Below are 21,175 nucleotides of genomic sequence, written 5' to 3'. Positions count from 1 at the left end.
TACGCCGCGCTCGCGATCGCCACTAGCGCGCGTCGATGGTGGTGTAGTCGCGCTCGGTGTAGCCGGTGTAAATCTGGCGCGGGCGGCCGATCTTGCTGTCACCCTCGTCGTGCATCTCACGCCAGTGCGCGACCCAGCCGGGCAGCCGGCCCAACGCGAACAGCACGGTGAACATCCGGACGGGGAAGCCGAGGGCCCGGTAGATCAGCCCGGTGTAGAAGTCGACGTTCGGGTACAGCTTGCGCTCGATGAAGTAGTCGTCGGTCAGCGCCGCCTCTTCCAATTCCTTGGCGATCTCCAGCAGCGGGTCGCCGCCGAGCTTGGCCAGGATCTTGTCGGCCTGTTCCTTGACGATGCGGGCGCGAGGGTCGTAGTTCTTGTAGACCCGGTGGCCGAAGCCCATCAGCTTGACGCCCTCTTCGCGGTTCTTCACCTTGCGGACGAACTCGCTGACGTCGTCGCCACTTTCGCGGATCTGCTCGAGCATCTCGAGCACCGCCTGGTTGGCTCCGCCGTGCAGCGGCCCCCACAGCGCGTTGATGCCGCCGGAGATCGAGGTGAACAGGTTGGCCCGCGACGACCCCACCAGCCGCACCGTCGACGTCGAGCAGTTCTGCTCGTGGTCGGCGTGCAGGATGAGCAGCATGTCCAGCGCCCGGACCACCTCGGGGTCGGCTTGATAGGGCTCTGCGGGCAGCCCGAACGTCATTCGCAGGAAGTTCTCCACCAGCGTCAGCTTGTTGTCCGGGTAGAGGAACGGCTGGCCGACGGACTTCTTGTAGGCGTACGCGGCGATGGTGGGCAATTTCGCGAGCAGGCGGATCGTCGACAGCTCGACCTGGTTGTTGTCCATCGGGTCGAGCGCGTCGGGATAGTAGGCGCTCAGCGCGTTCACCACGCTGGACAGCACCGGCATGGGGTGTGCGTTGCGGGGGAAGCCGTCGAAGAAGCGCTTGAGGTCCTCGTGCAGCATGGTGTGCAGCTGGATCCGCTTGGTGAACTCGGCGAGCTGGTCCTTGTCCGGCAGCTCGCCGTAGATCAGCAGGTAGCTCACTTCGATGAAGGTCGACTTCTCGGCGAGCTGCTCGATCGGGTAGCCGCGGTACCGCAGAATCCCGGCGTCACCGTCGATGTAGGTGATCGCGCTCTTGCACGCGGCGGTGTTGACGAAGCCGTTGTCGAAGGTGGTGTGCCCGGTTTTGGACAACAGGGAACCGAGGGCAATCCCGTCCGCACCTTCGGTGGCGCGAACGATCTCCAGGTCGATCTCGCCCCCCGGGTACTTCAGAGTTGCGGTGTCGTCGGTGTCGGCCACGAGAACCCCTTTGCGCTCTGGCTGGTATGGCTGCCCTGACTAGGTGCTTATAGGTGAAGGTAGTCGTTGTCGCGTTCGCATGCCTGCCCGGGGTCGGGTCTGTCCCGTCGCACCGACCCCCGGGGCGGGCTAGGGCTGGAGGCGCTCGACGTGAGCGCCGGCGACCCGGATCCGGTTATGCAACCGGTTCTCCCGGCCCTGCCAGAATTCGACCGACTCGGGAGCAAGCAGATAGCCGCCCCACCCCGGTGGCACCGGAATCTGCTCGCGGTCGGCGAAGCGCGCGGTGACCTCGGCCAGCTGGTCGAGCAGCGCCGCGCGCGACGCGATCGGACGGGACTGGTGCGATGCCCACGCGCCAAGCTGGGAGCCGCGGGGCCGCTTGGACCAGTAGTCCCCGGTGGCCTCCGGCGTGACCTTGCTCACCGGTCCGCGGAGGTGAACCTGCCGGCCCAGCTGGTACCAGGGAAATGTCACCGACGCGTACGGCGTCGCCGCGAGGTCGGCGCCCTTGGCCGAGTCATAGTTGGTGAAAAATGTGATCCCGGACTCGTCGACGCTCTTGCACAACACCGATCGGCTCGTCGGCCTGCCGTCGGCGACGGTGGCCAGCACCATGGCGTTCGGTTCGGCGACACCGGACCGCTCGGCTTCATCGATCCATTTGCGCAACAAGGCAACCCAACCGTCGTCGAGCCAGTCCGCGTCGAGATCGGAACTGCCGTCCTTCTCCGCCGATTCGTATTCCACGCGCATCCTCTGCAGGCGCTCGGAGTCTGGTCCTGCCATCGCGCCAACGCTACCGGGGCTTGCTACCGGCCGGTAGCGTCGGCCCGAACGTGGGGTGCGAGAATTTTCGCATGACTGTGGTCCCCGAAGACTTCGTCCCCGGCCTCGAGGGCGTCGTCGCCTTCACCACCGAGATCGCCGAACCGGATAAAGACGGCGGCGCGCTGCGCTACCGCGGTGTCGACATCCAGGACCTGGTGGATCAGCAGGTCACTTTCGGCGACGTGTGGGCCCTGCTGGTCGACGGTAAGTTCGGCCACGGATTGCCGCCCGCCGAGCCGTTCCCGCTGCCCATCCACACCGGTGACGTGCGCGTCGACGTGCAGGCGGGTTTGGCGATGCTGGCCCCGATCTGGGGGTATCGGCCCCTGCTCGATACCGACGACGCAACCGCCCGCGATCAGCTGGCCCGGGCATCGGTGATGGCACTGTCCTACGTCGCGCAGTCCGCCCGCGGCATCTATCAGCCCGCGGTACCGCAGCGGGTGATCGATGAATGCGACACCGTCACAGCCCGTTTCATGACCCGCTGGCAGGGCGAGCCGGACCCCAGGCACGTCGAGGCGATCGACGCCTACTGGGTCTCGGCCGCCGAGCACGGCATGAACGCCTCGACGTTCACCGCGCGGGTGATCGCCTCGACCGGCGCCGACGTGGCCGCGGCGTTGTCCGGGGCGATCGGGGCCATGAGCGGGCCGCTGCACGGCGGCGCGCCGGCGCGGGTCCTGCCGATGATCGAAGAGGTGGAGCGCACCGGTGACGCCCGCGGGCTGGTCAAGAAGATCCTGGACAGCGGCGACAAGCTGATGGGCTTCGGACACCGCGTCTACCGCGCCGAGGACCCGCGCGCGCGGGTGCTGCGCGCGACCGCGGAGCGGCTGAAGGCTCCGCGCCACGAGGTCGCGGTCGCCCTGGAGCAGGCCGCCCTGGCCGAGCTGCGCGAGCGACGTCCGGACCGGGCCATCGAGACCAACGTCGAGTTCTGGGCGGCGGTGATCCTCGACTTCGCGCAGGTGCAGGCCAACATGATGCCGGCGATGTTCACCTGCGGACGCACCGCCGGCTGGTGCGCGCACATCCTCGAGCAGAAGCGGCTCGGCAAGCTGGTGCGCCCGTCGGCCATTTATGTCGGACCGGGCCCCCGCAGCCCGGAATCGGTCGAGGGTTGGGACCGCAGCCTCACCAACGCCTGAGGCGGGGCCGGTTGTCGGTGCCCGGCGATTAAATGAATGTCGCCGCGATGAGTTTTCGTCGCGGGCGCAGTCATAACTCGCGAGCCTGCCCGGTTCGGGCCGGCCTGGGAACCGACAACAAGGAGAACCACAATGGCGCTCAACATCGAACCCGCCCTGTCCCCGCACCTGGTGGTGGACGACGCCGCCGCCGCAATTGACTTCTACGTCAAGGCTTTCGGCGCCGAGGAGCTGGGGCGTGTGCCCCGGCCCGACGGAAAACTCATCCACGCCGCCGTGCGCATCAACGGCTTTCTGGTCATGCTCAACGACGATTTCCCAGAGATGTGCGGCGGCAAATCGATGACGCCCAAGTCATTGGGCGGCACCCCGGTCACCATCCACCTGACCGTCACCGACGTCGACGCCAAGTTCCAGCGGGCGCTGGACGCGGGCGCCACCGTGGTCGCTCCCTTGGACGACCAGTTTTGGGGTGACCGCTACGGCGTGGTCGCCGACCCGTTCGGCCACCATTGGTCGATGGGTCAGCCGGTACGCGAGGTCGGCTACGACGAAATTCAGGCCGCGATGGCCGGGCAGGGCGCCGGCTAGCCGAGCAGGCGGTCCAGCAGCCCGCGTCGCGGCGGCGGCGCGGGCTCGGCGGCGGCAGCGGCGGCGAGCATGTCGGCCACCTCGGTGAACTTGTTCCGCGGCCGACCGTCGGCGCTGCCCCGCGCGATCTCGGCGGCGTCGATGGCTCGCCAGCCGCGGACATCGACGGCGTGAGGCTGCCGGGCGTGCACCAGCTTGGCCAGCGCCTCCGGCTCAGCCACCGGATCGCTCAGGTGGCCGGCGTTGAAATCGGCTACCAGCGCCTGAACGGTTTGCAGGGAGCACGACTTGTTCGTGCCGATGAAACCGCTGGGCCCACGCTTGATCCAGCCCGCGACGTATGCCCCCGAGACCGGCGCCCCAGAGTCGGGATCGACCACGCGGCCGCCGTCGTTGGGGACCACCGCGGTCGCCTGGTCGAACGGCAGGTCGCGAATCGGCATGCCGCGGTAGCCAATCGATGTCAGCAGCAGACCCGCGTCCAGTCGGCACAGCTCGCCGGTTCCGGTGACGGCGAACTCCACCCCCGTGACGCGCTCATCACCAAGCACACGGTTCGGGGTGAGCCGATAGGCCAGCCGGATACGCGGGCCCCCGGAATTGTGGGGCGGCCCCGAATCGTCACCGAGTGTGCTCAGGATTTCCAGCTTGCGCCTCGTCAAGCCGTCCGTGGCGGCCGCGAGATCGGCCGCCACCAACTCGTGGTCGGCCGCGCTGAGCACGACGTCGGATGAGCCCGTGAGCCCGACGAGTTCGGGCAAGGTGAATGCCGACTGGGCGGGGCCGCGGCGGGCGGCGATCACCACTTCGCGGACGGCGGAAGCGCGAAACGCCGCCAATGCGCGATCGGAGATGTCGGTGCGGGCCAGGTCGTCAGGGTTCGCCGTGAGCACACGGGCCACGTCGAGCGCGACGTTTCCGTTGCCGACGATCACCACCCGCTCGTGGCTGAGATCGACTGGCAGATCGGCAAAGTCGGGATGCCCGTTGATCCACGCGACCAATTCGGTAGCGGTTCCGGTACCCGGGAGCCCCATGCCCTCGATCTCCAGCCGACGGTCGTCGGGGGCGCCGACGGCGTACATCACGGCATGGTGGTGGGCCAGCAGGTCGGCGTGGCTCAGGTGCCTGCCGACCTCGACGTTGAGGTAGAACCGAAAGCGGCGATGACCGGTGACCCGGTCGAACAACCGAGTGACCCGTTTGGTGTTCTGATGATCGGGCGCCACCCCGGCACGCACCAGCCCATAGGGCGTGGGCAGCTTCTCAAAGACGTTGACCTGCACCCCATGCTGGGTGAGCAGTTCGTCGGCGGCATACATGGCCGCCGGCCCGGATCCCACGATGGCCACGGTCAGCGGCCGGCGGCGGGCGCGCACCTGGGCGGCCGGAATCACCGGGGCCAGCTTCGACGTGGGCGGCACCTTCTCACCCTCGGGCCGCTCGGGGTAAAAGGATGCGTTGATCTCGACGAACGGCAGCTGCTTGGTATCCAGCCGGCCGTCCGGCGCGATGGCGCCGACGGGGCAGGCGCTCACGCACGCACCGCAGTCCACGCAGGCCACCGGATCGATGTAGAGCATCTCCGAGGTGGCGAAGCCCGGCTCATCGGGCGTGGGGTGAATGCAGTTCACCGGGCACGCGAAAACGCAGGACCCGTCGTTACAGCACGACTGGGTAATAACATGCGGCATAAACGATTACCCGCGCGGTCCTAGGCTGCCGGCGCGGCGGCCAGGTGCTGGCGTTGCGGCTCGCTGCGGTAGCGCGACGGCTTGCCGTCGATCTTGCACAGCCGCCACATGAGCCGCGCCGAGCGCGTCTCCATCAACCCGGTGTCATGGGCCAGCATCCGAACGTCACCGAACATGTCGCTCAGCCACTTTCGTGACTCCGGCGACCGGAAGAAGAGTTCCTTCTTGACCTCGCGCGGAATGTCGAACTCCTGCCAGAACGCCTTGGGCGGCACCACGATTGCCCGGCACAAGGTCTTCATCGTCAGCGGCAGGTACAGCGCGGTCCAGAACCGCTGGCGCTTGGTCAGCTCCGGCACCCGCCTGCGTAGGAACTCGTGAGCGAAGGAGATGTGGCGCGCTTCCTCGGCCACGTGGATGGCCATCACCCGCTCCATGATGGGATGCAGCGACTTTCCTTCGCGCAGAACGTTTTTCTGAGTGTGATCGATCGGTTCCTCGCCCGCGAGCACCCCGATGAAGAACGCCACCGGCAGCGGACCGGCCACCAGCGGCACCAGCGGCGAGAGCCACTTGAGCGCCCGGGGCATGCCCGGGACGTCGGCGCCGATCCGGTTGACCATCTCCTGAAACATCATGGTGTGGTTGCACTCTTCGACCGATTCGTGCAGGCAGTACCGGTATTCCGGGGACCCGTTCGGCACCCAGAACGTGTAGTTCATCAGACCGCGGATCAGGATCGACTCGAAGTGCAGGCCGACCTTGGCGACGTTGGCCTGGCGCCACATCCCGATCTTGATCTTGCGCTCGTCAGACTGCGCGTGGTACCAGGGATGCCGCCCCAACGGGTCGGTCGCCGGCAATATCCACCGAGGGTCGTTCTCCGTGACGGCGAATTCGGCCGAATCCCAGTCGATGTCTGTGTACGGGTTGAAATTTCGGCGCACCGACCCCTCGGACAGAGTGGCGAGCGTGTTGACGTACTCGGTGTCGTCGCGCACTTCCATATTGCGGCGCCAACGTCGAACCATGCGTGTCCTGGCCATATCCAAGCCTCCCCAGCGAGGTTTACATTAGGACGTGCTGTGTCCAGACAGTACCGCAGGTACCGCATATCTTCTAGGGCCCTTGTCGGCACTGTGGGCTGACCAGTGGTCAGCGCTTTGATGTGCCCCGCGTCACAGCGCGTGAAACCCAGCGAGCCGCGCGGCCAGGCGTTTTGCCGTGGCCCGCGGCGTCGGCAGCCGGACCGCCGTGCCGGGCGTCACGCCCGCTCACTACCCTGATTAGCATGGCTGACCAGCTCGAGGTTCCCGCTGACATCAAACCCCGCGACGGCCGCTTCGGATGCGGTCCTTCCAAGGTCCGGCCCGAACAGTTGCAGGCCCTGGCGACCACCGCGGCCCCGCTGTTCGGCACATCGCACCGCCAGGCACCCGTCAAGAATTTGGTGGGCCGAGTCCGGTCGGGGGTGGCCGAGCTGTTCTCCGTGCCAGACGGTTACGAGGTCATCCTCGGCAATGGCGGCGCGACGGCGTTCTGGGACGCCGCGGCGTTCGGGTTGATCGACAAGCGGTCGCTGCACCTGTCCTTCGGAGAGTTCAGCTCGAAGTTCACCTCGGCGGTCGCCAATAACCCCTTCGTCGGCGAACCCATCGTCATCAAGGCGGATGCCGGCAGCGCGCCCGAGCCGCAGAGCGATCCCTCGGTTGACGTGATCGCCTGGGCTCACAACGAGACCTCGACCGGGGTGGCGGTGCCCATTCGCCGTCCCGCCGACTCCGGCGACGCCCTGGTAGTCATCGACGCCACCAGCGGCGCGGGCGGCCTGCCGGTGGAGATCACCGACACCGATGCCTACTACTTCTCGCCGCAGAAGAATTTCGCCAGCGATGGCGGCCTGTGGCTTGCCGTCATGAGCCCGGCCGCGCTGGCGCGGGTCGAGTCCATCGCCGCGTCCGGCCGCTGGGTTCCCGACTTTCTGTCACTGCCGATCGCCGTGGACAACAGCCTGAAGAACCAGACGTACAACACCCCGGCGATCGGCACCCTGGCGCTGATGGCCGAGCAGCTCGACTGGATGCTGGGCAACGGCGGGCTGGAGTGGGCCGTCAAGCGCACGGCCGACTCCTCGCAGCGGTTGTACTCCTGGGCAGAGGAGCGGCCGTACACCACGCCGTTCGTCGCCGACCCCGCGCTACGGTCTCAGGTGGTGGGCACCATCGATTTCGTCGACGATGTTGACGCGGCGGCCGTCGCGAAGGTTTTGCGGGCGAACGGCATCGTCGACATCGAGCCGTACCGCAAACTCGGCCGCAACCAATTGCGCGTCGGGATGTTCCCGGCAGTCGAGCCCGACGACGTCAGCGCTCTGACGCAATGCGTCGACTGGGTGGTCGAGCGGCTGTAACTCCCCCGCAATCAGCACGCAACCGCCCAGCGTGTCAGCACCGCTTGTGGACGTTGGCGCACTAGAGTGCGCACGAGATGGGTCCATCGACCTGCGCACGGAGCCTGCGAGGAGAAGCCATGCGGGAACTCAAAATGGTTGGGGTCGATGCCGACGGCAAACACATCATCTGTGAGGCCGGCGACGCCGGCGAACCGTTGAAGCTCGCCATCGACGATCAGCTGAAGGCCGCCGTGCGCGGCGAGGCCGCGCCCCCGAACCAACCGCTCCTCGACATCCAGGTCACCAACATGCTGAGCCCCAAAGAGATTCAGGCCAAGATCCGGGCCGGTGCGTCCGTCGAGCAGGTTGCCGCGGCGTCGGGCTCCGACGTCTCGCGGGTCCGGCGATTCGCACACCCGGTGTTGCTGGAACGTGCCCGCGCCGCCGAGTTGGCAACGGCCGCGCATCCGGTGCTCGCCGACGGCCCCGCGGTGCTCACCCTCCTGGAAACCGTGAGCACGGCACTCGTGACGCGCGGTCTGGAACCCGACCGGCTCAGTTGGGATGCGTGGCGCAACGAAGACAGCCGCTGGACGGTGCAGCTTGCGTGGAAGGCCGGCCGGTCCGACAACATCGCGCACTTCTGCTTCGCCCCGGGCGCCCACGGCGGAACGGTCACGGCTGTCGACGATGCGGCCAAAGAACTGGTGGACCCGAACTTCGACCGCCCGCTGCGGCCGCTCGCGCGGGTCGCCCACGTCTCGTTCGAGGAGCCGGCGAAGCCCGCCGCCCCCGAACCGCAAGAGCAACCCGCGCCGCAGGAGCAACCGGTACACACCCGTCGGGGTAAGCCGGTCATCCCGGCCTGGGAGGATGTGCTGCTCGGCGTGCGCTCGGGCGGACAGCGCTAGTTGATCGCGGCGACCCGCCGCGCCCGGCTACGCCGCGATCGCCACTAGCCGCTACCGCGCAGCGTCAGCGCGATCAGCGTCAACCAACCGCCGGCGACACCGATTCCCGCGCCCAGCAGGAACCAGCGCAGCACCAGCTTGTGCCGCCATCCCCACAGCGTGGGCGCCAGCCCGCCGGCGGCGACGACGTTGAGACCGACCGCCAGGAGCGGATGCACCCTTATCAGTCCCAAAGTCAGCACCACAATGGCGGCCCCGGTCACTGCGGCGACGAACCCGGCGACCGTCAAACCCGTTGCCCAGGGCACGGAATCGTCGGTCACGAGCCGAGCCTAGCCCGTTCGTAGAACGCCAAAGCGGCCGCAGTCGCGACGTTGAGGGAGTCGGTGCCGCGCGACATCGGGATGCGCACCCGCACATCGCTCAAGCGCAGGGTCGCCGGCGTAAGCCCCGGCCCCTCGGCGCCCACGACCACCGCGATGCGCTGGTCGTGCGCGGCCGCCATGGCCTCCGGCAGGGCGCACGCCTTGCTGTCCGGGGTCATCGCCAGCAGCCGAAATCCGTTCTCTTTCAGCATTACCAGCTCCGCGGGCCACTCCGTCGCCCGCGCATACGGGACGAGCAAGGCGTGCCCCATGGACACCCGGACGGCGCGCCGGTAGAGCGGGTCGGCGCAGCCGCTGCCGAACACCACCGCGTCCACGCCCAATCCGGCGGCGTTGCGGAAGATCGAGCCCAGGTTCTCGTGATCGTTGACGCCCTCGAGCACCGCGACCGTCCGCGCGCGCTCGACCAGTTCGGCCACGCTGCGTTCCGGCACCCTGCGGGCCGCCGCCAGCACGCCGCGATTGAGGTGAAAGCCCACCACATGCGCCATGACGTCGGCGGAGGCCCGGTAGAACGGCACGGCACTACCCGCCAGGTCGTCGGCGAGTTCGGCGAGCCGGCGGTCCGTCCCCAACAGGGCATGCGGAATGAATCGGGAGGCGAGCATGCGCTGAACGACCAGCACGCCTTCGGCGATCACCAAACCTTTGCCGGACGGCAGATCGGGTCGACGATCGACACTGTTCAGGTCGCGGAAATCGTCGAGCCGGGGGTCGTCGGGATCGTCCACGTCCTGGACGTTCAGGGCATGCGTTCCGTCGCTCACGGGCCTTCGTCGACCAAGGCCAGCATCAGGTCGGCCGCGGTGCGCAGAGTGTCACGTTGCTGGCTGTCCAGCGTGGCCAGCCGTTTGGCCAGCCACTCCTGGCGGGCGCGCCGGGTCGCCTTGACCAGCTCGGCGCCGGAGTGCGAAACCGAGACCAGCACCTGCCGGCCGTCGACGGGATGCGGGGCACGGTCCACCAGGCCCATGTCGGCCAGCGACGCGATCACCCGTGTCATCGATGGCGGCCGGACCCGTTCGCGAATCGCCAGCGCGCCGGGCGTCATGGGGCCCTCGTTAGCCAGCGTGGCCAGCGCCGAGAGCTGGGACAACGACACCGGCGACGACGGGTTCCGGAACCGGAGTTGGCGGGCCAGCCGCATGACCGCCAGCGACAGATCGCTGGCCAGCCGCGCATCGCTGTCAGGCATGGCGCGAGGTTACACGCAACCTCCAGAAATCGGGATACGAACCGGTGAACCACGGACTTTGGTCCGTAGCGCTGCGCGGATCGGTCATCGTCGAACCGCTTGACCCGCGGCCCAGGCATTTTCGCTCGGCCTTCCCGCGCATGGGGGTGGTACCGGCGGACCGCACCGGCGGCTATGTTAATCGCGATGTCTGTCGAACCCGGCCAGAACCGCGAGGCGCCGCCGCTGCCGCCCGCACTCCTCAACGCCTGGCCGTTCGTCGCACTCGGCGCGATCGGCTGGCTGGTCGCGGCGGCCGCCGCGTTTCTCGTGCCCGCCCTGCAGAGCTGGCGCCCCCTGACACTGGCCGGGCTCGGCGTCGGAGTGCTCGGGACGAGCATCTTCGTGTTGCAACTCGCCGCGGCCCGCCGCGGCGCACGGGGCGCACAAGACGGACTCGAAAACTATTTCGATCACGGCTAGATTTCGCAACCAGCACCGACCCGGGAGGATCGATGGTAGCCCCACTACTACAAGCGCAAATCGATATTGACGCACCGGTCTCCACGGTGTGGGAGTTGATCTCCGATCTCCGGCGGATGCCGGAGTGGAGCCCCCAGTGCCGTTGGATGAAGACCTTCGGTCCGCTGCGCCAGGGCACGCGCAGCCTCAACATCAATCGCCGTAACCGCATGTACTGGCCGACCACTTGCACGGTCGTCGAGGTCATCCCCGAGACCAAGCTTGCGTTCCGGGTCAACGCCAACCACACGATCTGGAGCTACGAGCTCCAACCCACCGGCGAGGGCACCCGGGTGATCGAAAGCCGTCACGCCGAGAACGGCGTGACCGCGATTTCCAATCTGACGGTGAATGCCCTGCTCGGCGGGACCACCAACTTCGAACGCGAATTGGTGGACGGGATGAACACGTCGTTGGCCAAGATCAAGGCCGCCGCCGAAAAGGGCTAGTCCGCCTCGGGCTGCGACTCCGCCTCGGGCTGCTGCGACAGCGGCGCCTCGCGCTGCGACTCCGCTATGTCGGCGCCGGACTCCGCCGCCTCGGGTGCCGCCGCCTCGGGTGCTGACGCCGACACTTCGACATCCGCGCTGCCGCCCGGCTGGGCCTCCCCGGTTTGGGATTCCGGCGGCTGGGTCGGCGACTCCGTGGGTTCCGACTGTGCCTCGGATGCCTCTGCCGGCTCGGACGGCTCGGGCGGCGCCTCGACGACGTCGAGCACGCCGTCGTCGTATGGCTCGTACGCGGGCGAACCCGTACCGGCCGGAGCGGGCGTATCCGAATGCGCGCCGCAACCGTACTGCTTGTCGACGATCTGCCCGTCGGCCGACAGTTCGTTGCCGCACACGCCGAACATCGCGCCGAGCGATCCCGCCAACGGCAGGAAGAAACCGCAGTCGCGGCACACCCGCTTGGTGGACCGCGCCATCGGGGAGTCGGGCCCGTGGTCGCCGGTGTGCCACCGTTCGGCCGCCTCCGCGCGGCCAAGGGTGCTCATCACCCAGCGCCGGCCCAGCCCGACCTCTGCGGCGGTCTCGTCGACCTGCGCGTCACCGCTGGCCGCGTAGCCGGGCACCAACCGCGGATCGTCGGCTACGGGCGCCAGCAGGTCACCGGGGCTCAGGTCCCCTGGACGCACCCGCTGATCCCACGGAACCCAGTGCGGCGCGAGCAACGCCGTCGGACCCGGGATCAGCACCACTTCGCTGACGGTGGCGTGGTCGGCACCGGGATATGCGGCCACGACGACAGCCCATTGCCAGCCCTGATAACCGGGTAGATGCGCCAGGAACCGGTGGGTCGCGGCGGCCGGATCCTCGTAGCTGACGCCCAGGTAATCGCCGACCGCCTCCGCCCCGCTGAACTCCACGACGGCGGCCCTGGCCTGGTCTACCGCGCCCGTAAGCATGGCCGCCAGCCCCTCGGGCCACTCGGCCACGGTAGCCACGGCGGATTCCTCGATGGACCCGGTCACGCTGTCCCCTTCCTGCATTGCGTATCCAATACTAGGTTGGCGTGCCACGCCCCGTTACCTGCAGACGCATGTCGTCGGCATAGGGGAGAATCGGAACGTGTCTGGACGGCGGCGTGACGATCCGGGCCGCGTGGCCCCCACTCCCGGCCGCCGGCCCCGCAATGGGGCTTCCAACCAACACCCGGGCATGACCAATTACCCCGCCGATGACACCGACCATCGCCGAACGCGCCGCCCACAGCCGATGCCGAGCGCCAATCGCTACCTTCCGCCTATCGGCCAGCCCCCGGAACCCGATCGAAGCGATAGCGCGCCACCACGGGCCGCCGCCGGCGAACGGATCACCGTCACGCGCGCCGCGGCGCAGCGAAGCCGCGAGATGGGTTCGCGGATGTATTGGATGGTGCAGCGCGCCGCCACCGCCGACGGCGCAGACAAATCCGGTCTGACCGCGCTCACCTGGCCGGTGGTGGCCAACTTCGCAGTGGACGCCGCGATGGCGGTGGCGCTGGCCAACACGTTGTTCTTCGCCGCGGCCACCGGAGAAAGCAAGGGCCGGGTCGCGTTGTATCTGCTGATCACCATCGCGCCGTTCGCGGTCGTCGCGCCGCTCATCGGCCCGGCGCTGGACCGGCTGCAGCACGGTCGGCGGGTCGCGCTCGCCGGATCGTTCGTTTTGCGGACGGCCTTGGCGCTGGTGCTGATCACGAATTACGACGGCGCCAGCGGGAGCTACCCGTCGTGGGTGCTCTACCCGTGCGCGCTGGCCATGATGGTGTTCTCCAAGTCGTTCAGCGTGCTGCGCAGCGCCGTCACGCCGCGCGTCATGCCGCCGACCATCGACCTGGTGCGGGTGAACTCACGGCTGACGGTGTTCGGTCTGCTGGGCGGCACCATCGCCGGCGGGGCAATCGCGGCTGGCGTCGAGTTCGTCTGCACCCACCTGTTCAAACTGCCCGGCGCGTTGTTCGTCGTCATCGCGGTCACCATCGCCGGGGCGGCGCTGTCGATGCGCATCCCGCGCTGGGTCGAGGTGACGGCGGGCGAGGTGCCGGCCACTTTGAGCTACCGCCAGGACAGCGAACCGCAGCGGCGGACCTGGCCCGAGGAAGTCAAGAGAGTCAGCGGAACACTGCGACAACCGCTGGGCCGCAACATCATTACCTCGTTGTGGGGCAACTGCACCATCAAGGTCATGGTCGGCTTCCTGTTCTTGTACCCGGCGTTCGTCGCCAAAGCGCACCAAGCCAACGGCTGGGTTCAGCTGGGCATGCTGGGCATGATCGGGGCAGCGGCCGGCATCGGCAACTTCGCCGGAAACTTCGCCGCCGCACGCCTGCAGCTGGGCCGGCCGGCCGTGCTGGTGGTCCGCTGCACGCTGGCGGTCTCGGCCGTCGCGCTGGCCGCGTCGGTGGCGGGCACCCTGGCGGCCGCCGTGATTGCCACCCTGGTCACGTCGGGCTCCAGCGCCATCGCGAAGGCCTCGCTGGACGCCTCGCTGCAAAACGACCTGCCCGAGGAATCGCGGGCCTCGGGATTCGGGCGATCGGAGTCGACGCTGCAGCTGGCCTGGGTGCTGGGTGGCGCCGTGGGCGTCTTGGTCTACACGGAGCTGTGGGTTGGCTTCACCGCGGTCACTGCGATACTCATCCTGGGGCTGGCGCAGACGCTGGTCAGCTTCCAAGGGAATTCACTGATTCCGGGCCTCGGAGGTAATAGGCCGGTCATGGTCGAGCAAGAGGGCGCGCCGCGGCAGCCCGGCGGTGGTGCCTGAGTGAAACGCGGCGTGGCCGTGCTGCTCGCCGGCCTGATGACTCTGTTGTGCGTGGCCGTCGGGGTCGGCACCTGGTTGCTGGCCCGCCCGTCCGGTCCGCAGCGCCCGGAGATCAGCGCGTATTCACACGGCCACCTCACGAGGGTGGGGCCCTACCTGTACTGCAGCGTGCTCAACCTCGACCAATGTGACACGCCCCAAGCCCAGGGCGAGCTGAAGGTCAGTGAGCGCTACCCGGTGCAGCTCTCGGTGCCCGACGCGATCTATCGGGCGCCCTGGCGGTTGCTGCAGGTGTACGAGGACCCCACCAACACCACCAGCACCATCTTTCGGCCGAACACCCGCTTCGCGGTCACCATCCCCCCGGTCGACCCGCATCGCGGGCGGCTGGTCGGGATAGTCGTGCAGTTGCTGACCCTCGTGGTGGACCCGGCCGGTGAGCTGCGCGACGTGCCGCACGCGGAATGGTCAGTGCGCCTCAACTATTGAGCGCCGACGCCAGGCCCCCAGCCCGGTCAGGCGCCGTGCCCGGCGGGCACCCGCTCCCCTTCGACCGGTGGCCCGGGAGGCGTCCCATCCCCGAACGGCTTGCCGCCCAAGGCTTCTCGACCATTCGGCGACAGCCAGCCCGTCAGGTCCGGCCCCTTGGGCACGATGCCGGTGGGGTTGATGTCGGCGTGCACGATGTAGTAGTGCTGCTTGATCTGAACGAAATCGATGGTGTCGCCGAACCCAGGCGTCTGGAACAGGTCGCGCGCATACGCCCACAGCACCGGCATCTCGCTCAGTTTGCTTCGGTTGCACTTGAAGTGCCCGTGGTAGACCGGGTCGAAGCGGGCGAGTGTGGTGAACAGCCGCACGTCGGCTTCAGTTATGGTGTCGCCCACCAGATATCGCTGATCGGCCAGGCGGTCGCTGACCCAATCCAACGCGGCGAACAGCCGATCGTACGCCGCGTCATAGGCCGCTTGTGAGCCGGCGAAGCCACACCGATACACGCCGTTGTTGATCTCGGTGTAGACCCGCTTGTTCACCTCGTCGATCTCGGCGCGCAGCCGCTCGGGGTACAGCTCGGGTGCACCGTCGCGGTGGTACTCGGTCCATTCCGTCGAGAAATCCACGGTCATCTGCGCGAAATCATTTGTGACGACCGCACCGGACGGGACGTCGACGATGGCGGGGACCGTGATGCCTTTCGGGTAGTCGGGGAAGCGCTTGAAGTAGGCGTCCTGCAGCCGCGGGATCTTCAGCACGGGGTCGACGCCCCCGGGATCGAGATCGAACGTCCAACTGCGTTCGTCGTGGGTCGGGCCGCAAAACCCAATGGAGAGAACGCTTTCCAATCCCAGCAACCGCCGGACGATGATGGCGCGGTTGGCCCACGGACACGCGCGGGCGACGACCAGCCGGTACCTGCCGGGCTCCACCGGGTAGCCGTCGCGTCCGTCGGCCGTGACGCGGGTGGTGATGTAGTTGGTGTCGCGGTTGAAGTCACCTTTTCCGGCAACGTAGGCGGCCATATCTCCCTTGTCTCGTTCGAATGTCGGCTAGGAACCCAGAAATCGCCGAGCCAGGTTCGTCTCGGTTGATGCGCCCTGCTCCCAGTGGGCGATCCACGGGCCGGTTCCCTCCGACTGGTCGATGATGCCGTCCTCGAGCCAGGTGTAGCGGCTCTGAACCACCTCGCGCGTCAGCCGGACATCGCAGTCGTCGGTATTGGTCCACAACGCGTCGAACAGCGCCTCGACCCGCAGGGCGGCCTGCCGGCAAAAGGTATCGGCCAGCTCGTAGGCCTGTTGACCGACCGTCGGGTCCACGGCGCGCTCGGCCTCGGCCCGCACGCAGGCCGCGGACATCGCGAACAGCTCCGCACCGATGTCGACGATGCGCCCGAGGAACCCCTGGCGCTGCTCCAGTTTGGCCTGCCAGCGCGCCATCCCGTAGAAGGTGTTGCGGGCCAGCTTGCGGCTGGAGCGTTCGACGAACCGCAGGTGCGACGCCAGCGGTCCGAATTCGCTGTAAGCCCTGGGGCGCTGTCCTTCTCCAAAAACGAGCTGGGGCAACCACTTTGCGTAGAACCCGCTGGCGCCGACGGCCGCCGCGGCCTTCTGCCGCAAACCGGTGTCAGGTTTGGCGAGATCGCCCGCCGCGGACAGGTGGGCGTCGACCGCCTCCCGGGCGATGAGCAGCTTCATGATTTCGCTGGATCCTTCGAAGATGCGGTTGATCCGCAGGTCCCGCAGTATCTGCTCGACGGGCACCGCCCGTTCGCCGCGCGCGGCCAGGGACTCCGCCGTCTCGTAGCCGCGACCGCCCCGGATCTGCATGACCTCGTCGGCGATGATGCACGCCATCTCGCTGGACCACAGCTTGGCCAAGGCCGCCTCGATCCTGATGTCGTTGCGCCCTTCGTCGGCCATCTGCCCGGACAACTCGAGCACGGCATCGAGCGCGTAGGTGGTCGCGGCGATGAACGAGATCTTGTGGGCCACCGCTTCGTGCTCGGCCAGCGGCTTGCCCCATTGCACGCGCTCCCCTGCCCACTCGCGCGCGATCTTCAGCGCCCATTTGGAACCCCCTGTCGCCATCGCGGGGATCGACAGCCGCCCGGCGTTAAGCGTGGTCAGCGCGATCTTCAATCCGTCGCCCTCGCGGCCCATCAGGTTTTCGCTCGGCACCCGAACGCGGTGCAGCCTGGTCACTCCATTCTCGATGCCGCGCAACCCCATGAATTTGTTGCGCCGCTCCACGGTGATCCCGGGCGAATCGGCCTCGACGACGAAAGCGCTGATGCCACCGCGGTGCCCATCGCTGCGGGGCACCCGGGCCATCACGACCAGCAGTTCGGCGACCACGCCGTTGGTGGTCCACAACTTCACGCCGTCGAGCTCGTAGGCGGTCCCGTCTTCGACGGGTGTCGCTGTTGAGGCCAGCCGGGCCGGATCGGAGCCCACGTCCGGTTCGGTCAGCAGAAACGCCGATATGGCGCCCGCGGCACACCGGGGCAAGAACTTCTTCTTCTGCTCCGGGGTTCCGGCGAGTTTGAGCGGCTCCGGCACCCCGATCGACTGGTGGGCCGACAACAGCGCACCGAGGCTGGGATGAACGGAGGAAACCATCATCAGCGCCCGGTTGTAGGCCACTTGTGACATGTTCAGGCCGCCGTATTCCGACGGGATTTTCATGCCGAAACAGCCCAGCTCGGCTAGACCCTTCACGTACTCGTCGGGAATTTGCGCGTCGCGTTCGATGACGCTGCCGTCAACGCTGCGAAGGAAGTCGCGCAACTTGTCGAGAAACGCGCGGGTGCGCGCCTCGTCGGCATCGGACGGTTTGGGAAAGGGATGGATGAGCTCCAACGGAAAACGGCCGAGGAACAGCTCTTTTGCGAAAGATGGTTTATCCCAACCGGTTTCGCGAGACTCCTCGGCCAGTGCCCTGGCTTGCTCCTCGGTGACGTGCGCTTGTTGTGCCATCGCAGCCTCCTTGCTCGACGACCGTGGCGAGGTGGGAGTACCCCGTGACCGGCACTTCATCACCCCTTCTGCGCAAGCGGGCGGCACTCTTGGCGCGCGGCGGTGACCAGCTAGGCGTCGAGCTCCCGGGCGACCGCCCGCACCACCTCGGAAACCCGTCGGGCCGTCTTGCGGTCCGGGTAGCGGCCCTTGCGCAACTCGGGCTGCACGGCGCCCTCCAGCAGCGTGATCATGTCCTCGACCATGCCGTGCAGCTCATCCGGGCTGTGTTTGTGCTCGGCGGGCGCATCGCGGCGGCCCTGGGCCTTGGTGAGGCTGGGCGGCGGCTCAATCAGCTTGAGGCTCAGCGCCTGAGGCCCGCGTCGCCCGGAGGCGATGCCGAACTCCACGCGCTGGCCCGCTTTGAGCCCCTCGACCCCAGCGGGCAACGCCGACGAGCGGACGTACACGTCTTCGCCGTCCTCTTGCGACAGGAACCCAAACCCCTTGTCGGCGTCGTACCACTTAACCTTGCCGGTCGGCACTGGTCTCACCTGCTTGTCTAACGGATCAATAGAATGGCCAACACAATAAGCGTCCCGCCTGCGCAGGACGCCGTTTGGTCTGTAGATCCTACTCGGGTGCTTGCCTCGCGAGCACCCCCGTTATTGCCTACTCGGTACGCTGGGCATTACCGGTGGAGGAGATATGCGCCTGATCCTGAACATCATCTGGCTCGTGTTCGGCGGCTTGTGGATGGCCGCCGGATACGTGGTTGCGGCTCTCGTCAGCTTCCTGCTGATCATCACCATCCCCTTCGGCTTCGCGTCGCTGCGCATCGCCTCGTACGCGTTGTGGCCGTTCGGCCGCACGATCGTCGACAAACCGACTGCCGGAACGGGGGCCCTCATCGGCAACGTCATCTGGGTGCTGTTGTTCGGCCTATGGCTGGCGATCGGTCACCTGGTCAGCGCGCTTGCGATGGCGGTCACCATCGTCGGCATCCCGCTCGCGTTGGCCAACCTCAAACTGATCCCGGTTTCATTGATGCCCCTGGGCAAGCAGATCGTCCCGGTCAGTTCGCCGTCGCTCTACCCGGGGGTGGTCGCATGACGGCGACCGCTTTGGGTCTGCCGACGGTGCCGGGCCGCACCGACGGTGACGCCGCGCGGGGCGCGCCGACCGCGGGCCCATTGGTGGACACCTACGGGCGCGTCGCCACCGACCTGCGCGTCTCGCTGACCGACCGCTGCAACCTGCGTTGCACGTACTGCATGCCGGCGGAGGGCCTGGACTGGTTGCCCGGTGAGCACCTACTCCGCTCCGATGAGCTGACGCGGCTGATGCGCATCGCCGTCACCCGCTTGGGTGTGACCAGCGTGCGGTTCACCGGCGGCGAGCCACTGTTGGTGCGGCACCTCGAAGAGGTGGTCGCGGCGGCGGCCGGCCTGCGACCGCGCCCCGAGATTTCCCTGACCACCAACGGCGTCGGACTGGCGCGGCGGGCCGCCGCGCTCGCCCGGGCAGGCCTGAATCGCGTCAACGTCTCGATGGACACCGTGGATCCCGACCATTTCGCGGCGATCACCCGACGGGACCGGCTCGACGATGTGCTCGCCGGCCTGACCGCCGCCCACGACGCGGGCTTGACGCCGGTCAAGGTGAACGCCGTGCTCGACCCCGTCACCGGTCGCGAGGACGTCGTCGCGCTGCTGCGGTTCTGCCTCGATTACGGCTACCAATTGCGGGTCATCGAGCAGATGCCGCTGGATGCCGGCCACCAGTGGCGCCGGGGCGCGGCGCTGAGCGCCGACGATGTGCTCGACGCGCTGCGCCCGCACTTTCGGCTCCGTCCGGACCCGGCGCCGCGCGGATCGGCGCCCGCCGAGCTGTGGCTGGTCGACACCGGCCCAGGCACGCCGAGCGGCAAGTTTGGTGTGATCGCATCGGTTTCCCACGCGTTCTGCTCGGCGTGTGACCGCACCCGCCTCACGGCTGATGGCCAGGTCCGCAGCTGCCTGTTCTCGGCCGTGGAAACCGATCTGCGAACCCTGCTGCGCAGCGGTGCGTCCGACGACGCGATCGAGACCGCGTGGCGCGTCGCGATGTGGGGCAAGCCGGCCGGTCACGGCATCAATGACCCGAACTTCATCCAGCCCGACCGTCCGATGAGTGCGATCGGTGGCTAGCCCGATGGGTCAGGCCGCTGTCCAGCAAGACGGGATTCAGGTGACCGTGCGCTATTTCGCGGCCGCGCGGGCGGCCGCTGCGGCCGAGTCGGAGACGCTGGTGGTGCGCCCGGGAACGACGGTGGCCGACCTGGTCGGGCGCCTCGCCGTCCGGGGCTCTCGACTCGCCGACGTGTTGAGCAGATGCTCCTACCTGTGCGACGGGGTCGCGGTCCGCGACGAGACCGCGGCGTTACGCGCCGGCAACACGATCGACGTTCTACCGCCCTTCGCCGGCGGCTAAAACTGTGAAATGCATCACGTAACGGAATGATAACGGCGCAATCACGCTCCGATATCGGGCGTGGTGACCTGCGTGGATGCCGCGTGTTCCTCGGGTTTTCGCACATGGCCGAGGGGGAAACGCCGGGTGTCGCCCAACGTGACGGGACCAACAGAAACCGCTACGTTTCTCCGAAGGCTCGCCAAGACAACCGAATTGGCGGACCTCCCCTCCCTATCGCGCCGAGCTCCATCCAATAGGCAGGGGCCCACCGACCTACGTGGATGGAGGCGGGGGACCCACCGGTCCACCGTGATCGGACCGGGGCCGCATGCGGCCCCTTGGGGTGAAGCCGACGTCGTTTCGCAGTGGATACGCACTGAGTTCGATGACGGCCGGGTGGCCTCTCCAACCCGAACCCGACAGCTGACCTCGCAGGCGCGTGACACGAGAGGATCCTTCACGGCCTATGAGTGGACGTCACCGTAAGCCCAGCACGTCAAACATCAGCGTCGCCAAGATCGCCGTCACCGGCGCGGTCCTCGGTGGCGGCAGCATCGCCCTGGCCGGCCAGGCGGCCGCGGCCACCGACGGCGAATGGGACCAGGTAGCCCGTTGTGAGTCGGGCGGCAACTGGGGAATCAACACCGGCAACGGCTACCACGGTGGCGTGCAGTTCAGCTCGAGCACCTGGGCCTCGCACGGCGGCGGCCAGTACGCTCCGTCGGCCGAATTGGCCACCAGGGACCAGCAGATCGCCGTCGCCGAGCGCGTGCTGGCCACTCAGGGCCGCGGCGCGTGGCCCGTGTGCGGTGGCCCGCTGTCGAGCCCGACGCCCCGCGAAGTTCCGGCGCCCGCCGCCCTCGACGCTCCGCTCGACGCGCCCGGACTCAACGGCCAGCCGGCACCGCTCGCTCCCCCGCCAGACGCCCCGCCGCCCCCCGCGCCGGTGCAGCTGACGGGATTCGACCAGCCGGCGCCCCCGGCGGACCTGCCGCCCGCGCCCCCGGCCGACGTGCCGCCCCTTATACACATCTGACGCTGCCGACGATCGCAT

At 68.0% G+C, this 21,175-nt stretch carries 20 protein-coding genes, 3 pseudogenes and 1 riboswitch; of the genes and pseudogenes, 12 read left to right on the top strand and 11 right to left on the bottom strand.

Annotated features, from left to right (window positions below):
* Positions 1–22: 22 nt before the first annotated feature.
* Entirely contained in the window at positions 23–1,315 is a 1,293-nt protein-coding gene (locus A5781_RS01405) for a citrate synthase (protein WP_067200000.1), read from the bottom strand.
* Between the two features lie 129 nt (positions 1,316–1,444).
* On the bottom strand, positions 1,445–2,104 hold the full coding sequence (gene pdxH / locus A5781_RS01400; protein WP_067199997.1) for a pyridoxamine 5'-phosphate oxidase: 660 nt from the start codon (positions 2,102–2,104) through the stop codon (positions 1,445–1,447).
* A 71-nt stretch (positions 2,105–2,175) separates the two neighbouring features.
* Between pdxH and A5781_RS01395 the strand changes: the two genes are divergently transcribed.
* Together A5781_RS01395 and A5781_RS01390 are read left to right on the top strand one after the other, a co-directional pair.
* Complete coding sequence (locus A5781_RS01395) at positions 2,176–3,297, top strand: citrate synthase 2 (protein WP_067199994.1); 1,122 nt, start codon at positions 2,176–2,178, stop codon at positions 3,295–3,297.
* 132 nt (positions 3,298–3,429) lie between these two features.
* A complete protein-coding gene (locus A5781_RS01390) occupies positions 3,430–3,888 on the top strand; it encodes a VOC family protein (RefSeq protein ID WP_067199990.1) in 459 nt (152 codons plus the stop codon).
* Here the strand turns inward: A5781_RS01390 and A5781_RS01385 are convergent.
* Both A5781_RS01385 and A5781_RS01380 read right to left on the bottom strand, forming a co-directional pair.
* Positions 3,885–5,582 carry an FAD-dependent oxidoreductase gene (locus A5781_RS01385; RefSeq protein WP_067199985.1) on the bottom strand — a complete coding sequence of 566 codons (1,698 nt, stop codon included), beginning with the start codon at positions 5,580–5,582 and terminating at the stop codon, positions 3,885–3,887. The genes A5781_RS01390 and A5781_RS01385 overlap by 4 nt on opposite strands.
* Before the next feature lie 20 nt (positions 5,583–5,602).
* Positions 5,603–6,628: a diiron oxygenase gene (locus A5781_RS01380; protein ID WP_067199981.1), complete on the bottom strand. Its 1,026-nt coding sequence runs from the start codon at positions 6,626–6,628 to the stop codon at positions 5,603–5,605.
* 245 nt (positions 6,629–6,873) lie between these two features.
* On the opposite strand from A5781_RS01380, the gene serC reads away from it, so the two are divergent.
* Both serC and sepH read left to right on the top strand, forming a co-directional pair.
* Positions 6,874–7,992: a phosphoserine transaminase gene (gene serC / locus A5781_RS01375; protein ID WP_067199978.1), complete on the top strand. Its 1,119-nt coding sequence runs from the start codon at positions 6,874–6,876 to the stop codon at positions 7,990–7,992.
* A 119-nt stretch (positions 7,993–8,111) separates the two neighbouring features.
* Entirely contained in the window at positions 8,112–8,885 is a 774-nt protein-coding gene (gene sepH, locus A5781_RS01370; protein ID WP_067199976.1) for a septation protein SepH, read from the top strand.
* A 44-nt stretch (positions 8,886–8,929) separates the two neighbouring features.
* On the opposite strand, the gene A5781_RS01365 is transcribed toward sepH, so the two are convergent.
* From A5781_RS01365 to A5781_RS01355, 3 genes are read right to left on the bottom strand one after another with little or no spacing between them, the layout of a single operon-like run.
* Positions 8,930–9,208: a DUF2537 domain-containing protein gene (locus A5781_RS01365; RefSeq protein WP_066957593.1), complete on the bottom strand. Its 279-nt coding sequence runs from the start codon at positions 9,206–9,208 to the stop codon at positions 8,930–8,932.
* Complete coding sequence (locus A5781_RS01360) at positions 9,205–10,038, bottom strand: RNA methyltransferase (protein WP_067199973.1); 834 nt, start codon at positions 10,036–10,038, stop codon at positions 9,205–9,207. Before A5781_RS01360 ends, A5781_RS01365 begins: the two co-directional genes overlap by 4 nt.
* The gene (locus tag A5781_RS01355) at positions 10,035–10,466 is read right to left on the bottom strand and encodes a MarR family transcriptional regulator (RefSeq protein ID WP_067199970.1); all 432 of its coding nucleotides are present in this window, start codon (positions 10,464–10,466) and stop codon (positions 10,035–10,037) included. The genes A5781_RS01360 and A5781_RS01355 overlap by 4 nt, the downstream gene beginning before the upstream one ends.
* Positions 10,467–10,652: 186 nt before the next feature.
* On the opposite strand from A5781_RS01355, the gene A5781_RS01350 reads away from it, so the two are divergent.
* Both A5781_RS01350 and A5781_RS01345 read left to right on the top strand, forming a co-directional pair.
* The gene (locus A5781_RS01350; protein ID WP_067200452.1) at positions 10,653–10,928 is read left to right on the top strand and encodes a DUF2530 domain-containing protein; all 276 of its coding nucleotides are present in this window, start codon (positions 10,653–10,655) and stop codon (positions 10,926–10,928) included.
* A gap of 32 nt (positions 10,929–10,960) precedes the next feature.
* The gene (locus tag A5781_RS01345; protein WP_067199966.1) at positions 10,961–11,416 is read left to right on the top strand and encodes an SRPBCC family protein; all 456 of its coding nucleotides are present in this window, start codon (positions 10,961–10,963) and stop codon (positions 11,414–11,416) included.
* Positions 11,417–11,655: 239 nt separating this feature from the next.
* Here A5781_RS01345 and A5781_RS01340 read toward each other — a convergent pair.
* A pseudogene (locus A5781_RS01340) lies at positions 11,656–12,438 on the bottom strand (DUF3027 domain-containing protein); the annotation flags it as partial.
* A 130-nt stretch (positions 12,439–12,568) separates the two neighbouring features.
* On the opposite strand from A5781_RS01340, the pseudogene A5781_RS01335 reads away from it, so the two are divergent.
* Both A5781_RS01335 and A5781_RS01330 read left to right on the top strand, forming a co-directional pair.
* A pseudogene (locus tag A5781_RS01335) lies at positions 12,569–14,216 on the top strand (MFS transporter).
* The gene (locus A5781_RS01330) at positions 14,213–14,701 is read left to right on the top strand and encodes a DUF2771 domain-containing protein (RefSeq protein WP_082939170.1); all 489 of its coding nucleotides are present in this window, start codon (positions 14,213–14,215) and stop codon (positions 14,699–14,701) included. Before A5781_RS01335 ends, A5781_RS01330 begins: the two are co-directional and overlap by 4 nt.
* Positions 14,702–14,727: 26 nt before the next feature.
* Here A5781_RS01330 and A5781_RS01325 read toward each other — a convergent pair whose 3' ends face one another.
* The 3 genes from A5781_RS01325 to A5781_RS01315 all read right to left on the bottom strand — a co-directional run bounded on the left by A5781_RS01325 (position 14,728) and on the right by A5781_RS01315 (position 18,212).
* Positions 14,728–15,732, bottom strand: coding sequence for a glutathione S-transferase family protein (locus A5781_RS01325; protein ID WP_067199956.1), 1,005 nt, complete (start codon positions 15,730–15,732; stop codon positions 14,728–14,730).
* A gap of 27 nt (positions 15,733–15,759) precedes the next feature.
* Positions 15,760–17,688: an acyl-CoA dehydrogenase family protein gene (locus tag A5781_RS01320; protein WP_067199952.1), complete on the bottom strand. Its 1,929-nt coding sequence runs from the start codon at positions 17,686–17,688 to the stop codon at positions 15,760–15,762.
* A gap of 110 nt (positions 17,689–17,798) precedes the next feature.
* Positions 17,799–18,212: a cold-shock protein gene (locus tag A5781_RS01315; protein ID WP_067199948.1), complete on the bottom strand. Its 414-nt coding sequence runs from the start codon at positions 18,210–18,212 to the stop codon at positions 17,799–17,801.
* A 163-nt stretch (positions 18,213–18,375) separates the two neighbouring features.
* Between A5781_RS01315 and A5781_RS01310 the strand changes: the two genes are divergently transcribed.
* The 4 genes and pseudogenes from A5781_RS01310 to A5781_RS01295 all read left to right on the top strand — a co-directional run.
* Positions 18,376–18,780 carry a YccF domain-containing protein gene (locus A5781_RS01310; RefSeq protein ID WP_067199944.1) on the top strand — a complete coding sequence of 135 codons (405 nt, stop codon included), beginning with the start codon at positions 18,376–18,378 and terminating at the stop codon, positions 18,778–18,780.
* On the top strand, positions 18,777–19,856 hold the full coding sequence (gene moaA, locus A5781_RS01305) for a GTP 3',8-cyclase MoaA (RefSeq protein WP_067199941.1): 1,080 nt from the start codon (positions 18,777–18,779) through the stop codon (positions 19,854–19,856). The genes A5781_RS01310 and moaA overlap by 4 nt, the downstream gene beginning before the upstream one ends.
* Before the next feature lie 4 nt (positions 19,857–19,860).
* On the top strand, positions 19,861–20,139 hold the full coding sequence (locus A5781_RS01300; protein ID WP_067199938.1) for a MoaD/ThiS family protein: 279 nt from the start codon (positions 19,861–19,863) through the stop codon (positions 20,137–20,139).
* A gap of 209 nt (positions 20,140–20,348) precedes the next feature.
* A riboswitch (cyclic di-AMP (ydaO/yuaA leader) is annotated at positions 20,349–20,575 on the top strand.
* 12 nt (positions 20,576–20,587) lie between these two features.
* Positions 20,588–21,154: pseudogene (locus A5781_RS01295) on the top strand (transglycosylase family protein); the annotation flags it as partial.
* Positions 21,155–21,175: the final 21 nt, after the last annotated feature.

The sequence above is a fragment of the Mycobacterium sp. 852002-30065_SCH5024008 genome, from assembly GCF_001665645.1.
Classification (GTDB): Bacteria; Actinomycetota; Actinomycetes; order Mycobacteriales; family Mycobacteriaceae; genus Mycobacterium; species Mycobacterium paraffinicum.
This window is presented reverse-complemented; position numbering and strand designations above follow the sequence as displayed.